This window comes from Dactylosporangium sp. NPDC051087 (assembly GCF_055586325.1).
This window is the reverse complement of sequence record NZ_JBVJIJ010000001.1, coordinates 703096-717326: the sequence shown is the minus strand read 5'-3', so window position 1 is coordinate 717326 and position 14231 is coordinate 703096. Positions and strand designations below refer to the sequence as shown.

Annotated in this window: 14 protein-coding genes; 5 read left to right on the top strand and 9 right to left on the bottom strand. The window is 68.1% G+C overall.

The genetic code is table 11. From position 1 onward, the window contains the following. Positions 1–40: 40 nt before the first annotated feature. Positions 41–1630, top strand: coding sequence for a glycoside hydrolase family 10-like protein (locus tag ACZ6TV_RS03360; protein WP_465294814.1), 1590 nt, complete (start codon positions 41–43; stop codon positions 1628–1630). Between the two features lie 35 nt (positions 1631–1665). After that, on the top strand, positions 1666–2076 hold the full coding sequence (locus ACZ6TV_RS03355) for an SPW repeat domain-containing protein (RefSeq protein WP_465294812.1): 411 nt from the start codon (positions 1666–1668) through the stop codon (positions 2074–2076). 57 nt (positions 2077–2133) lie between these two features. On the opposite strand, the gene ACZ6TV_RS03350 is transcribed toward ACZ6TV_RS03355, so the two are convergent. From ACZ6TV_RS03350 to ACZ6TV_RS03340, 3 genes are all read right to left on the bottom strand, one after another. Beyond that, a complete protein-coding gene (locus ACZ6TV_RS03350; RefSeq protein WP_465294810.1) occupies positions 2134–2337 on the bottom strand; it encodes a CsbD family protein in 204 nt (67 codons plus the stop codon). Further along, on the bottom strand, positions 2303–2917 hold the full coding sequence (locus ACZ6TV_RS03345; protein WP_465294808.1) for a DedA family protein: 615 nt from the start codon (positions 2915–2917) through the stop codon (positions 2303–2305). Before ACZ6TV_RS03345 ends, ACZ6TV_RS03350 begins: the two co-directional genes overlap by 35 nt. Positions 2918–3000: 83 nt before the next feature. Next, positions 3001–3870, bottom strand: coding sequence for an RNA polymerase subunit sigma-70 (locus tag ACZ6TV_RS03340; protein WP_465294806.1), 870 nt, complete (start codon positions 3868–3870; stop codon positions 3001–3003). Between the two features lie 17 nt (positions 3871–3887). Here ACZ6TV_RS03340 and ACZ6TV_RS03335 point away from each other — a divergent pair, with 17 nt between their 5' ends. Beyond that, on the top strand, positions 3888–4574 hold the full coding sequence (locus tag ACZ6TV_RS03335; RefSeq protein ID WP_465294804.1) for an RluA family pseudouridine synthase: 687 nt from the start codon (positions 3888–3890) through the stop codon (positions 4572–4574). On the opposite strand, the gene ACZ6TV_RS03330 is transcribed toward ACZ6TV_RS03335, so the two are convergent. After that, positions 4564–4929, bottom strand: a complete 366-nt coding sequence (locus ACZ6TV_RS03330; RefSeq protein ID WP_465294802.1) for a YciI family protein — start codon at positions 4927–4929, stop codon at positions 4564–4566. The genes ACZ6TV_RS03335 and ACZ6TV_RS03330 overlap by 11 nt on opposite strands. Before the next feature lie 164 nt (positions 4930–5093). Here ACZ6TV_RS03330 and ACZ6TV_RS03325 point away from each other — a divergent pair, with 164 nt between their 5' ends. Next, positions 5094–5630 carry a hypothetical protein gene (locus tag ACZ6TV_RS03325; RefSeq protein WP_465294800.1) on the top strand — a complete coding sequence of 179 codons (537 nt, stop codon included), beginning with the start codon at positions 5094–5096 and terminating at the stop codon, positions 5628–5630. Positions 5631–5635: 5 nt separating this feature from the next. On the opposite strand, the gene ACZ6TV_RS03320 is transcribed toward ACZ6TV_RS03325, so the two are convergent. From ACZ6TV_RS03320 to ACZ6TV_RS03310, 3 genes are all read right to left on the bottom strand, one after another. Next, a complete protein-coding gene (locus ACZ6TV_RS03320; protein ID WP_465294798.1) occupies positions 5636–6694 on the bottom strand; it encodes a hypothetical protein in 1059 nt (352 codons plus the stop codon). Next, complete coding sequence (locus ACZ6TV_RS03315; protein ID WP_465294923.1) at positions 6691–7176, bottom strand: SigE family RNA polymerase sigma factor; 486 nt, start codon at positions 7174–7176, stop codon at positions 6691–6693. Before ACZ6TV_RS03315 ends, ACZ6TV_RS03320 begins: the two co-directional genes overlap by 4 nt. A gap of 146 nt (positions 7177–7322) precedes the next feature. Further along, the gene (locus ACZ6TV_RS03310) at positions 7323–8264 is read right to left on the bottom strand and encodes an SLAC1 family transporter (protein ID WP_465294796.1); all 942 of its coding nucleotides are present in this window, start codon (positions 8262–8264) and stop codon (positions 7323–7325) included. A gap of 70 nt (positions 8265–8334) precedes the next feature. On the opposite strand from ACZ6TV_RS03310, the gene ACZ6TV_RS03305 reads away from it, so the two are divergent. After that, positions 8335–9228 carry a LysR family transcriptional regulator gene (locus ACZ6TV_RS03305; protein ID WP_465294794.1) on the top strand — a complete coding sequence of 298 codons (894 nt, stop codon included), beginning with the start codon at positions 8335–8337 and terminating at the stop codon, positions 9226–9228. Positions 9229–9491: 263 nt separating this feature from the next. Here ACZ6TV_RS03305 and ACZ6TV_RS03300 read toward each other — a convergent pair whose 3' ends face one another. Together ACZ6TV_RS03300 and ACZ6TV_RS03295 are read right to left on the bottom strand one after the other, a co-directional pair. Then, positions 9492–12560 carry an N-6 DNA methylase gene (locus tag ACZ6TV_RS03300; protein ID WP_465294793.1) on the bottom strand — a complete coding sequence of 1023 codons (3069 nt, stop codon included), beginning with the start codon at positions 12558–12560 and terminating at the stop codon, positions 9492–9494. 266 nt (positions 12561–12826) lie between these two features. Then, complete coding sequence (locus ACZ6TV_RS03295) at positions 12827–14212, bottom strand: protein kinase domain-containing protein (protein ID WP_465294922.1); 1386 nt, start codon at positions 14210–14212, stop codon at positions 12827–12829. Positions 14213–14231: the final 19 nt, after the last annotated feature.

Below are 14231 nucleotides of genomic sequence, written 5' to 3'. Positions count from 1 at the left end.
ACTTGCAAAAGGGGCAACCGCCCCGGGCAGACTGGTCGACGTGCGTCACACCCCCACGCGCCGCGCCCCGGTGCTGCCGATCGTCATCGGCATCGTCCTCGCGGTGGTCGGCGGGATCGGCTTCGTCCGCGCGGTGTGGCTGACCTCGCCGTCGTCCAGCGCCACCCCGTCCGTGCGCGCCGAGGAACGCGCCGACCGGTCCCGGCCGCGCGCCGACCTGCGCTGCGACGGCGTGCCGCTGAGCGCGCCGCGGGAGCTGCGCGGCATCTGGATCACCACGGTCGAGAACATCGACTGGCCCAGCCGCCCCGGCCTGCCCGACGAGCAGATCAAGTCCGAGTATCTGGGCTGGCTCGACCTCGCCGGCAAGCGCAACCTCAACGCCGTCTTCGTCCACGTGCGACCGAGCGGTGACGCGCTGTGGCCCTCCAAGTACGCGCCCTGGTCCGAGTGGATCACGGGGGTGCGGGGGAAGGCGCCGGGCTTCGACCTGATGCGCTGGATGATCGACGAGACGCACGCCCGCGGGCTGGAGTTCCACGCCTGGTTCAACCCGTACCGGGGCAGCCAGCCCGCACCGGCCGGGGCCGGACCCGACATCAACGCGCTCGCGCCCGACCACCCGCTGCGGCAGCACCCCGAGTGGGCGGTCGTCTACCCGGCGGTCGGCACCGGCGGCAGCCGGCTGCACTTCAACCCCGGCATCCCGGCCGCCCGCGAGTTCGTCGAGGACTCGATGCTGGAGGCCGTCAAGAACTACGACGTCGACGGGGTGCACTTCGACGACTTCTTCTACCAGTACCCGGTCAACAAGCAGGAGTACCCGGACGGCCCCGCCTACGCGATGTACGGCAACGGGATGAGCCGCGCCGACTGGCGCCGCGACAACGTCAACAAACTCGTCCAGGAGATGCACGACAAGATCCACAAGCTGAAGCCGTGGGTGAAGTTCGGCATCAGCCCGTTCGGCATCTGGCGCAACGACCGCACCGACCCCACCGGGTCCCCGACCCGCGGCCTGCAGTCCTACGACGAGATCTACGCCGACACCAAGCTCTGGGTGCAGAAGGAGTGGCTCGACTACATCGTGCCGCAGCTGTACTGGAACATCGGCTTCGACGTCGCCGACTACGCGAAGCTGCTGCCCTGGTGGGCGGACGTGGTCAAGGACACCGACGTGCAGCTGTGGATCGGCCAGGCGGACTACCGCGTCGGGCAGTCCGGCGCCTGGTCCGACCCCGCCGAGCTGGACCGCCAGCTCGCCCTGAACCGGAAGTACCCACAGGTCAGCGGCAGCGTCCACTTCAGCGCCAAGAGCATGCGCAACGACACGCTCGGATCGGTGTCGAAGTACGCGGCGAGCTTCTACCCGACGCCGGCGCTGCCGCCGATCATGACGCAGCTGCCCGCCGACATCCCCGCCCCGCCGCGCGTGACGCTGTCCGGCACGTCGCTCAGCTGGAAGGGCAAGGGCACCAACTCGGCCGTCTACCAGGTGAAGGGCGACAAGGCCGTGCTGCTGGCGGTGCGCCGCGGCGGCGACGGCTCGCTGACCGTCCCGGACGCCGGCGCCAGGTACTGCGTGACGTCCCTGGACCGCTCGTGGAACGAGAGCACTCCGGCGAGGTGATTACGGGTCATCCCCGTCCGCGCGAGGTTCTGTCGGTGACGAGCTTCATCTCCGACCAGGACTTCACGACCCCCGCCCACTCCCGGGTCACCATCGACGTCGAGGAGCGCACCGCGCGCCGGGAGGCCTCGCCGGCCCCGTTCCTCACCGTGGTGTTCCTCGCCGCCGTCTGGCTGGTCGTGTCCGCGGTGCCCATCGGGTACATCGGCGCCGCCCGCTACGACGTCTTCTGGAGCGACGCCGTGGTCGGGATCGCCGTCGCGATCGTCACCATGGTCCGGCTGCTGCGGCCCACCCCGGCGCTGGCCTGGGTCACCGCCGGGCTGGCCGGCTGGTTGCTGCTCGCCCCGCTGGTGCTGCAGTACGGGTTCAGCGCCCCGACGGCGAACGACCTCGTCGTGGGCCTGCTGATGCTGATCTGCACCGGGCTGTCGGCCTCGTCTTGAACAGACTTCGGGCCCGCCCCCATGGTGCTGGGGCGGGCCCGATGAGTGTCAGATCCGTCAGCTGGTCCGGTGCGTGAACGCGTCCTTGACGTCAGCGCCGGCGTCCTTGACGTGGTCGCCTGCCTGCTTCGCCTTGGCGGCGGCACGCTCAGCGGCGCCCTCGGCCTGCAGTCGCTCGTTGTCCGTGGCGTCGCCGAACTTCTCCTTGGCGGCACCCTTGAGCTCTTCAGCCTTGTGCTCGACCTTGTCCGTGAAGCTCATCGCTGATCCTTTCACTCGGCCCGTCTTGCACTCTCCGGGATGCCCTCATTTGCCATGCGGCAAACACCGCCGTCACTGCGATGGACACCACAGTGCCCACCCCGGCGGCCGTGTACGGCTGCTCGAACACGCGCCCGCCGAGGTACCCGAGCGACACCATGTAGCAGCTCCACAGGACCGCCCCGGCGAGCAGCGGGGGCACGAACCGGCGCCGCGGGAACCTCGCGAACCCGGTGGCCACGGCGACCGCGGTGCGGCCCATCGGCACGAACCGGCCCGCCGCCACGATCGCGCCGCCCCGCCGGTGCAGCGCCCCGCTCACCCTGGCCAGGACCCTGCGCGGCCGGCCCCGCCGCGTCCACCTGCCGAACAGCCTGCGCCCGCCGCGCCGCGCCGCCTCATGCGTCAGCAGATCCCCGGCCGCGACGGCGGCCACGGTCGCGGCCAGCACCACCGGCAGCCTGAGCTGCCCACCGGCCGCGAGCGCCCCGCCGGCGATGACACTGGTCTCCGCCGGCAGCACCGGCAGGAGGCAGTCCGCCACCAGCAGCACGAAGATCACGACGTAGGCCCACTGCACCCTTCAACCGTGCCCACCCCGGCCGTTTCCGACACGGGTGCCACCCCACCGATCTTCAGTGGGGCTGCCCCTACCGCGGCAGCTCAGGCGGCTGCGCGGTCGAAGAGGGTGACGACGGCGGGGTCGTGGAAGGCGATCATCTCGGTGATCTGGCCGCCGGTCACGGTGAAGACCGACACGCCCCACGGCTGCCAGGTGGATTCGCCCGGCGGGCGGATGTGGGCGACGATCGCCGGGCGGTGGTTGGCCGACGTGCTGCGGAAGCGGACCTCGCCGATGGACGGGCGGCTTGCCCGGACGGCCTCCTCGACGGCGGTCCTGCCCCGGAACCAGAGGCGCAGCGGCGGCATGGACGCCCTGACGTCATCGGCGAGCAGGGCGATCATGGCGGTGATGTCGGCGCGCTGGAAGGCCTCGGCGTAGCGGCGGGCGATCTCGTGGTCCGCGGGGGTCGTCGGGCCGGCCGGGACGGGCACCCGGGCCTTCGCGCGTTGCAGGGCGCTGTTGACGGCCGGGACGGTCATGTCCAGCAGCGACGCGGTCTCCGCGGCGGACCAGTCGAGCACGTCGCGGAGGATGAGCACGGCCCGCTGCCTGGGCGGCAGGTGCTGCAGCGCGGCGAGGAACGCGAGCTCCACCCGCTCCTTCGCCAGCAGCGCGCCCTCCGGGCGGGCCGCGTCGAGCACGGTGTCGGGGATCGGCTCCAGCCAGTGCTCGGCCTCGCCCGGTGCCAGGTCGATCGGCAGCGCCCGCCTCGGACGGGCCCGCAGCGCGTCGAGGCAGGTGTTGGTGGCGATCCGGTACAGCCACGTCCGCACCGACGACCGGCCGTCGAAGGTGTCGCGGGCGCGCCAGGCCTTCAGATACGTCTCCTGGACCAGGTCCTCGGCCTCGTGCAGCGAGCCGAGCAGCCGGTAGCAGTGGACCTCCAGCTCGCGGCGGTACTCCTCCACCACCGTATGTTAGGGCGATGTGGGCGGACTACCGGAAGCACGTGCTCTTCGAGGACGACACGGTGCTGGTGCTGGACAAGCCGGTCGGGGTGTCCGTCATGGGCGAGCGGCACGAGTCCGACCTGGTCAGGATGGCCGCCGACGCCGGTGAGACGCTGTTCCCGGCGCACCGCATCGACAAGGTCACCTCGGGCGTGATCCTGTTCGCGAAGGACCTGGCCACGCACGGCGGGCTGACCCGGCAGTTCAACAAGCGGACGGTGTCGAAGGAGTACCTGGCGCTGGTCAGCCCCGGAGGCGTCGCGGGGCAGCGGATCGACCTGCCGCTGAGTGTCGGGCGGAAGAACCGGGTGCGGATCGCGGCGCCGCGGGAGGCCATCACGCTGGACGGCGGGACCTGGTCGGTGCCGGCATCCGCCGTGTTCGACCAGGTCCCGACCTACCCTTCGGTGACCGAGCTGCGCGTACCGTGGCAGGACGACGAACGCGCCCTGGTGATCGCCAACCCGCTGACCGGCCGGCGGCACCAGATCCGGGTGCATCTCGCCTGGGTCGGCCATCCGATCGTCGGCGACCCGCTGTTCGACAAGGTCCCGGAAGGCCGGACCTGCCTGCACGCGTGGCGTCTGTCGTTCGACCACGCCGGGCGGCGCGTCACGGTGGAGGCGCCGCCGGACGAGTCGTTCCCGCCGTTCAGCCCGTGAAGTCCTCGGGGCCGAACGCGCGGTGGACCTCGGCCTCGCCCTCCCAGCCGGGCCACAGGTCGCGGTGCAGCTTCATGAACCGGGTCGTCCACTCCGTCGCCTCGGCCTTGGTGCGCACCTGGTACACCGCGTAGCTGATCATCTCCTTGGTCTCGGCGAACGGTCCGTCGACCACGTCGAGCGCCCCGCCGGTGACCGTGACCCTGGCGCTGTCGGCGCTGGGCGCGAGCCCCGCCGTGTCGAGCAGCGCGCCGGCGGCGGTGGCGTCCTCGCCGAGCTTCATGATCGCGGCCATCAGTTCGGGCGGGGGCGGGGTGCCGGGGGTGGTGCCCTTCAGCAGCACGAGATAACGCATGTCCATCTCCTATCAGAAGGTGCCTTCACCGGTCCCTCGAACGGGCCGCCCCCGATCCGACACGCGTCCCGGATTTATTTTTCCAAGGGGGTAGGGCCAGCCATACCCCGGACACGGTAGACAGCGGGCTGGGGCCGGCGCCCCGCCGCTCATACGGTCGATCCATGACCGTGACGATGAGCGCGACGCGACGCCCGGTCCAGCGGCTCGGCTGGCCCGCGACGCTCGCCCTGCACCTGCTGCCGGTCTCGGTGGCGTTCCTGTTCAGCGCGCCACTGGCGTTCGCGGTGGCCCTTCCTCTCCAGCTCGGGCTGCTGCTGCGCGACGCCGGGGCGCCCGGTCTGCTGTCGTTCCGCCGCCGTCTGCCGCCGCGCATGTACCTCGTGCTGCTGCCGAGCCTGCTGGCGGTCACGTTCGGGGTGGCTCTGCTCTTCGAGGTGGACCGCTCGGTCGGCTGGCTGCTCGCGGCGGCCGCGGTGCAGCAGGTGTACTTCCACGGGTACCTGCTGCCCCGGCTCCCGGTCGACGGCCCGCTCGCGGTCGTCACGGCGGCCGGCCTGTCCGCCCTGCTCTTCGGGCCGCTGTTCCTCTTCGCCTTCGTCGTGCAGCTGCTGCTGACCGCGGTCACCGTCAGGTTCGGCAGCATGCGGGTCGGCGTCCTGGCGGGCCTCCTGCTCGCCGCCGCCGTGCTCGCGCTCTGAGGCTCCTACCGGATCGCCGCCGTCGGCCAGGCCTCCGGGTTCGTGAGGTCCTCGGAGATCTGCAGGCGCTCGGCGTACCAGACGGCCTCCTCCTCGCTGAGCAGGTCCGCGTGAAACGGGGTCCCCTCCAGGATGTGCACGCTGACCGGCCCGAACTCGGGAATCCACAGCCCCCGCATGCCTTCGGTGAGCCACTGCGCGGGCCGCCCGGCGACGACCCGGTCCTGCTTGAACTGCGCGTTGCCCCGCTCGCCGGCCCACAGCTGCACCAGCTCGACGGCGGGCTGCCAGATCATCAGCGTCGACCACGCCCACACGTACCGCCCCGGCACCTGATCGACCCGCAGCGCCGTCTGGCACTCGGTCCAGCTCGCCCCGGCCGGCAGCGCCGAGAGCCGCATCGGCGTCACGCACCGCTGCACCCTGTCCAGCCACACGGCGTCGAACACCCGCTCCGCCGTCGCCCGGTCCCGCGCCCACACCGCCGCGAAGATCCCGTCCCGTGGCTCCCAGCGCAGATCCGCGTACGGCATCAGGTTGCCGACCTCGACCGTGCCCACCTTCCCCGGCCGCCCGCCGACCGTGGTGTCCACCGCAGCCTCGTCGAACGACGGCAGCCCCCGCCGCAGATCCACCGCGCTCGGCGCCAGATGCACCGCCGCGATCAACCTGTCGTCGGCGGCGTACACGGCCACCGACTCGCTGTCCTCCTCGGAGCTCCACACGACGACCGCGGGCCGCGCGTCCCCCGGCAGCCGCCGCAGGTCGAGGTCGAAGTGCAGCAGCCCCGGGTCCTGACCGATCCCCTCCGGCCGGCTCAGCGCCGACGGAATCCCGAGCGCCACGGGCAGCGTCGTGTCCTTGCGTTCCGGCAGCAGCGTCCGTACGCCGAAAGCCCCCGCCAACACCAGCACCACCAGCGCGGCACCCCCGGCCACCCTGCGCCGCGTCCTGATCCGGCGGGCCGTGGCCATCGCCCGCCCGGCGAGCTCGCCGACCTCGACCTGTCCCCTGCCGGCCCGCGCCGCGAGGCTCCGCGCCAGCCTCGTCTCGATGCCGCTCATGCCTGCCCCTCCGCGTCGTTGAGATGCCCCCGTAGCCTGGCCAGCGCCCGCATCGCATGCGTCCGGACCGTCACCTGCGAGCACTCGAGCACCCGCGCGATCGCCGCGTCGTCGAGGTCCTCGTAGTACCGCAGGACGACGACGGCCCGTTGCCGCAACGGAAGCCCAGCGACCAGCCGCCACAGCTCGTCCCGCTCCGCCGTCTCCCCGCTCAGGTCCCCCGGCGCCGTCCGGTCGGGCGCTCGCTCGACCGGCACCTCCCGGTTCGCCCGGCGCCGCCACCACGACCGCGACCCGTTGAGGATCAGGCGGCGCACGTACACCTCGGGATCGTCGACCCGCCGGATCCCCGCCCACCGCAGATACGCCTTGGCGAGGGCCTCCTGCACGAGGTCCTCGGCCCGATGGTCGTCACCGGTGAGCAGGATCGCGAACCGCACGAGCGCCGCCCCTCGAGCGGCGACGAACGCCTCGAACCCCACGACGTGCACGCCGGACGGTTGCAGGGTCACCACGCCTCGTCCCCCTTCGCAGGACCATGTCACCAGACAGAGCCCTCGCACCCCCACCCCTGTTGACTCCCGCCCCGACTTCTTTCAGCCGGACTTTCTGTCAGGCCGGCCTTTGGTCAGGCCACGGCGGGCACCTTGGCGGCCGACGACAGCAGCGAGACGGTGAGCCAGGCCGCGACCAGCACGAGGTACAGGCCGGCCGCCAGCCACCCCACCGCCGCCGAACCCGTCTGCGCGGCGACCCCCGAGACGCCCGTGACCACCGTCCCGACCGGGAACGTGAGACTCCACCAGCCGATGGAGAAGCTCGCGCCGCCGCGTACCGTGGCGGCGGTGACGACCGTCGCGGCGACGAACCACGCGAGGGCGCCGCACAGGACCGGCACCGCCAGGACCAGCGCCCACGTCGCATGCCCGGTGGCGCGGCCCAGCAGCAGCGCGGCGGTCGCCGACTGCCCGAGCGGGCCGAGGACGATCCACACGCCCGGCGCGGTCAGCGGCCCCCGGCACACCGCCGCGATGGTCCAGGCCGCAACCGGCAGCCCCGCCGCGAGCAGGACCAGGCACGCGCCGAGCAGGACGGCGCCGAGCGCGCCGGGCACGTGCGGCAGCAGCAGCGCGCCGGTGGACGCCGACACCAGCGGCGGCACGACGGGCAGCAGCCGGGCCGGCCCCTCAGCGGTGTCGTTCTGTTTCGTTGTTTGCCTGAACAGCGTCTTTGTTGTTTGCCTGAACAGCGTCACCCCGGCCGTCGCGACGCCGATCCCCGTGCCCACGCACCACAGCACCGCGTCCACGGCCACGGCAACCGCCTGACCGACCAGGACATGCCCCGCCAGCAGCGCACCCGCGCCAACCGTCATGATCGCCATCGGCAACGCCCCGTTGCGCGTCTCCGACCTCCCCCGACCCAACACCAGGACCAGCAGGAGGCACGCCGCCGCGCCCCACACGACAACAGCAGCCTGACGCTGCCCGTACACCTGCACCGGCAACGTCACAGCGGCGTTCGCGACAATGCCCGTGCCCATCACGGCGGCAAACCGGTTCGGTCTCACGCCATCAGCGTTGATCTTCCGCCGGTGTACCGGTAGCCGCCTGCACCTGATGCAGCCATAGGCTGGGGTTATGCCGTTACCGCCGCAGGTCGCCGACCTGACCAGCTACGACCTGCTGCTGTCGGTGGCCCGCCTGGGCAGCGTCGGCCGCGCCGCACTCGAACACCGCGTCTCCCAGCCCGCCGCCAGCGCCCGGCTCCGCCAACTGGAACGGCGCCTCGGCCTCACCCTCCTGCACCGCACCACCCGCGGCACGACCCTCACCCCGACCGGCGCCCTCGTGGCAGACTGGGCCCGCACCGCCGTGGACGCCGCCTCCGCGCTGGCCCTCGGCGCCGCCGCGCTCCGCGACACCCACACCCGCCGCCTCGCGGTCGCGGCCAGTCAAACGATCGCCGAATACCTGCTGCCGGCCTGGCTCGTCGCCCTCCGCACTGCCCACCCCGACCTCAGCGTCGTCCTGCAGTCCGCCAACTCCGCCGACGTCGCCGCCCGCGTCCTGGCCGGCGACACCCCGCTCGGGTTCGTCGAAGGCCCCGACCTGCCACCGGGCCTGCACGCCGCGACCGTCGCCACCGACAGCCTCACCGTCGTCGTCGCCCCCGGCCACCCCTGGACCCGCCGCCGCCGCGGCATCACCGCCACCGAACTCGCCGCCACGCCGCTCGTGACCCGGGAAGCCGGCTCAGGCACCCGCCGCGCCCTCGAACAGGCGCTCGGCTCGTCGACTCCCCCGCTGCTGGAACTGTCCTCGACCACCGCCATCAAGCACGCCGTCGCCTTCGGCGACACACCGGCGGTGCTGAGTTCGCTCGCGGTCACCGCCGACCTGTCCGCCGGCACCCTGAAGGCCATCCCCGTCACCGGCGCCGACCTGCGCCGCAACCTCCGCGCCATCTGGCCCGCCGGCATGCAACTCACGGGCCCGGAACGCGACCTCTTCACCATCGCCACCCCCAAATAACGTGGCGCGAGCCGCCCTGCCCCTGGCACCCTGATCGCACAGGCCGCCCGGTACTCTGGTGGCTCGCGCCCTCGTAGCTCAGGGGATAGAGCAACGGTTTCCTAATTCCGCTGGATTTTTCACCGGCAGCGGCGTGTCCCGCGCATTCGTCGTGCTAACACCATTGCTCTGCGTCGCGAACTACAATCGTGTGATCGGCGGGATTGCCGCGCTTCGTGCCCTTTTCGCTCACCTACGAGTGAAGGCTCGATAACCTGCCGCGATCAGGCTAGCAAGTCGGTAACGATGTTTTCGATGGCTACGGTCGAAGGGTGATTAGCCAGCGCGGCCCGGATACGGCGCCGCTGGGCGACGAAACTCTGCTCAACATCTAGATCAAGTCCCGCGACAACATTCGCCTGTTGTAGACCATTCTCGACCAGTTCCTGATGCGTCGAGTTCATCGGGTCGAACAATGGGATTGGGAGACTCCAGATGTGCTTATCTATATCCCGCTCGTCTTTGCCGTACGACATCATCGGACGAACGAGATCAGTAACGGTCGGACTGTTCAGGATTGCACATAGGAAGCGTCCCTCATTTTCGCTCACTATGGTTGCCCAGTAAAGCTTGTGCTCGATGAGTGCCCGGGGATCATTCACCACCGCTGCCGCCACGTGCATCCCAGACGCGCTATATGCGAGACGCAGAGGCGACGCCGGTATCTGGTCGGTGAGTTTATGGCGAAAGTTCAACTGCTGCAGCAAGGTCAGGCGAGTGCTGCTGCGATGGCGCTCCCAGATTGCCTCCGCCTGCCGCCACCACTCCGCCAGGCCAGGGTAATAGTCCAGACGGGGATCGGCACCGTCGAGTAACTTCCCCCGTTCGAGCGGGATCACTGCCTCTCGTGCCGGAAGTACCCGATACGGAAGCACGTTTTCCCCAAGGAGGACGGGGTGAATGAAGTCATCCTCGACGACCCCCTCCAGATCCTCTAGGAATTTCCAGGGCTCCTTCTCATAGCTGCTTCTGGACGAGCGAATCTTCCGGTGGCCGGTATGGAGGCCCAGCGGTCCAGCCCGCTGAGTTTCCACGAAGAACAACATTCGCGGCACTATCGTTGCTCCTTGATTGAAGCGTGGGCGATACGGTGAGTCGCCTGCTCCCGGTTCTTGGATAACCAGTTCGGCGGCCCGCCGCTCGATATGTCGTAGCGTCTCATGCCATGAGCCCGTCGCTTGTATGTGACCCGACCAGCGATCAGTTACTAAAGACATACGTCGTCGTTCGTGTATCGAGGTTCGGGTACCGAAGACGACACTGGCACCACGCATGAAAAGGTGCGGGCGGACGCGGCGCAGATCCCAGGTTTCAGAAAAAGATATCGCGGTTGGCTCGGCAGGGTCTTCATACCAGCCGGTGCGGAAACCGTGGAAGTGTCCCCGGTCCAAAGCCGCGTTGGGTAGCACGAATGCGAAGGACCCTCCTGGTTTCAGGTATTGCTGGATCGAGCGAGCAACGAAAAGGCCTGACAGATCTTGATGCGTCGCCGCTCCACCACCGTGCCAGAGGCCCCGATCTTGGGAGAGTCGCTTGAAGCTGGCCTGCATGTCTTTAGGCATGTTGCGATACGACAACCATGGCGGGTTTCCGATTAGAACGTCTACACGATTTTCCGGCATAGCGAACCAGATCGGACGTGCCAGGTTGCGCAGAAAGTAACTCCAAATGTGATTGCGGCCTTCGTCCTGCAGTCGACACATCGCAGCGAACGTATCGCTGATCATGGTTTGATCAGCCTCGGCGATCGCCATCCGATGGAAAAGAGCTTGTAGCGATGGGACGGTATCCCGGTCGCGGGGCTTGGCTGCCAGGGCGGCCAACTGCATAACAATTTGGTCGAACCGGCTTGGGTCGTCCAACAGATGCCTCGGAAAACGCAACCAATCCTCGTACAGACTAGCACCATGGCCAGCGCTAATTTTCATGTGATCGGCCGTAAAGAGGTCCAGTCGCTCACGCCATTGCATGCTGTCGCCGAGATACACCGGAATGGTGACCGGGCCTCGACTCTTGTCGGCCAGCCGATCGCGTCCGATCGCTAGCAGGTACGTCACTCTTGCCAGCGCGACCGCGACCGGATGAAGGTCGACGCCGACGACTTGGCGAGACAAGGCGGTCAGTGACTCTTTAGTCGGTTGTTCTATGGCTTCTGCTGCCGCTAAATATCGACGTACGGCGTGAAAAAGAAAGGTTCCAGAACCGCACGACGGGTCTAGGACCCGTTGAGTAAGAGGCTGAACTACTGCGGCATCAACTATGCCCTCTGCGAGCCAGTCCGGCGTGTAATATTCGCCCATGCGGCGGCGCATATCCGGGCCAATAATAGATTCATAAAGAACCTTCAGAACGTCGTGATTTACAGCACTCCAGTCGAATCGAGTTAAGTGCCGGGCTAAACCTTGAATGAACGGCGCACCATCCGGAACCTCTAGGGTCCACCCAAAGAAGTCGTGCTCCACCATGCCGAAAATGCTGGAGCGCTCGAACTGCTGGCCACTCAATAGCGTTGCCGGCTGCAGCGCCAGAACGTCGAGGCCAACAACCAGGTGCGCAATGATGTGGGCGCTGTTCATAAGCAAAGTATGTTCAATGAACAGGTGGTCCTCGTTGACAAACTGAGTGCCCAACGCGCTGCCAAGTAGGTCGGCCCAGAGCTTCCGTTTTAGTTGGACAGTCGCCAAATGTTTATGCTGCTCGTAGAGGTCGGTTACGGCGGCTAGATCCAGCTTGTGTGACGTGCTGTTTGCCCCGAGCCTTTGTACGATCTCCGTGGGCGTCGGATCGACTCCCGTACGGGTAGCAAGTACACCTTCAAGCCAGTAGAATAACGCCAAGCCGTCGGGGCGACGCGAGGCCAGGGAGTGAGTATCTACTCTGATCAGATTGCCGTTCAAAAGGTGGTAAGCATGCCAAGTGGCGCCGTCGGTCAGAATGCCTGTATAACGCTGCCCAGTGGCGTGGTTGCGGGACCTTACGTAGTCGCTTAACTGTCGTTCGGCTGCTGAAAATGTTCGGCCTTGGCTCAGCCTTTTCTTCACCTCGATAACCGTGCAGCCCAGCTCAATGTCAATCCGATGTCCTCCGCCAGCATGGGCTTCCAAGTGGACCACATCGAGATCATGATCCGCGAGCCCGAAGTCGGCTGCTGTCAGCAGCTGGCGGATGTCCGCCTGCAAAGTCGCCTCTGACCGAGGTAGGTCGCGATTTGCAATGTCCGCCATCAGCGGGAGCAGCGACTCCGGAAAACCTGGTTGAGCGACCGGCCGAGGTGCGTCGTGGCGTTGTCGCATGCTCCTTGCGGGTCGACTGCGATCGGTAGCCATAACATATAGTGATGTCTAAATTGCTCTATGTGTAGATTCGGTCCGTGTCGACATTCTTACTCAGCGAAGTGTTGACAATGCGAAGAGTGATCATGTCGACGCTCGGCTGCTGACTTGGCAGCGTGAGGCGATGCCGCCAAAACTCCTCGGTTCCAATGCCCTCGTCCGGGCCAGATCGGTGACCGGCAAGCCCTCCAGCTGGATCGCCGACCGTCAGCCACGTGGGCTCTTCGTCAACTCGGTCCTTGGTCGAAACCGGTGAGGGTGCTCAACAGCGCTTCGACCTGCGCGACGTTGAACGAGCTGGGCTCACCGACCCGCTGAGCGTCCGCCAGCAATACTGCGAGCTTGTCTTGCGCTGCCGGCACGTCGCCCAACTCGGCGTGACATATAGCAGCTTGCTGCCAGCAATGCCAGACAAGGTCATGGTCGGCGCCCGGCAGCGCGGCGAGATCGGATTCGAGCCGGGTGAACTCAAGCAACGCCTCTCGGTAGGCGCCCGCCAGCATGTACAGGTTGGCCAGGTCGAGCCGGAGGGAGAGAAGCTTCGGCGAATTCGCGCCCTGCCTACTTGCCGCGGCCTGCAGCGCCGTTCGCAACAGCTCGGCTGCTTGGGTGAAGCGTTCCGCCTCAGCGAGGGCCCGCGCCCGGTCGTGGACGTCCTCCAACGCTGCTGTCGACGGAGGCTTCGGTACAGCGAGCATCTCGACCGTCGTCGGCGTGAGTGGCAGTGGACCGAAGGGATAGCGGTGCGGCATGGTCGGGTCGATGGACTGCCCGTTGGGCATGACGGCCGGCATGTCTTCGCCGAGGTCGCTCTGTGTGGTGGCGAAGGGGACGAGCAGCTCGTACACCTCGGCGGCGGACGCCGGACGGTCCTTCGGGTTCTTGGCGAGCAGCCGTGTCACGAGCCGGACGACGCCCTCCGGGACGCCTTCCCGGTGCTCATCGATCAGCGGGATCGGGTCATCCTGATGCCGATGCAGCATGTCGGCGGCGTTGTCGGCCGGATAGGGCGGTGACCCGGTCAGCAACTCGAAGAGGACGCAGCCGAGTGCGTAAAGGTCGGTGCGCGGTCCGACGGCACCACTCAGTGCCTGCTCAGGAGCGATGTAGGCGGGTGTGCCGAGGGCCTGGCCAGTGACGGTGAGCCGGGGCAGATCTGCCCCGAGCAGAGCGGCGACGCCGAAGTCGAGAACCTTGACCGTGCCGGTCGGGGTGATCATCACGTTCAGCGGTTTGAGGTCGCGGTGCACCAGCGACGCGGTGTGCGCCGCGGCGAGAACCGAGCAGATCTGCGCCCCGATCGCGGCGGCCCATGGAACGGAGAGCCTGCCGCGTTCGGCGAGCAGGTCAGCGAGGACAAGTCCCGGCACGAGCTGCATGACGATGTAGATGTTGTCCTCGTGGAACCCGACATCGTGGACGGTCGGCACACCTGGATGATCGAGCCGTGCAATGGCCCGCGCTTCGCGCATGAAGCGCTCAACCGCGGTGTCCCGCTCTCTCTCCACCAACCCGGGTTGCCGGAGAAACTTGAGGGCCACCGGCCGATCGAGCTTCTCGTCGTAGCCGGCCCAGACCTCACCCATGCCACCCCGGCCGACCGGGTACGTCACCTCGTACCGATCGCCGATG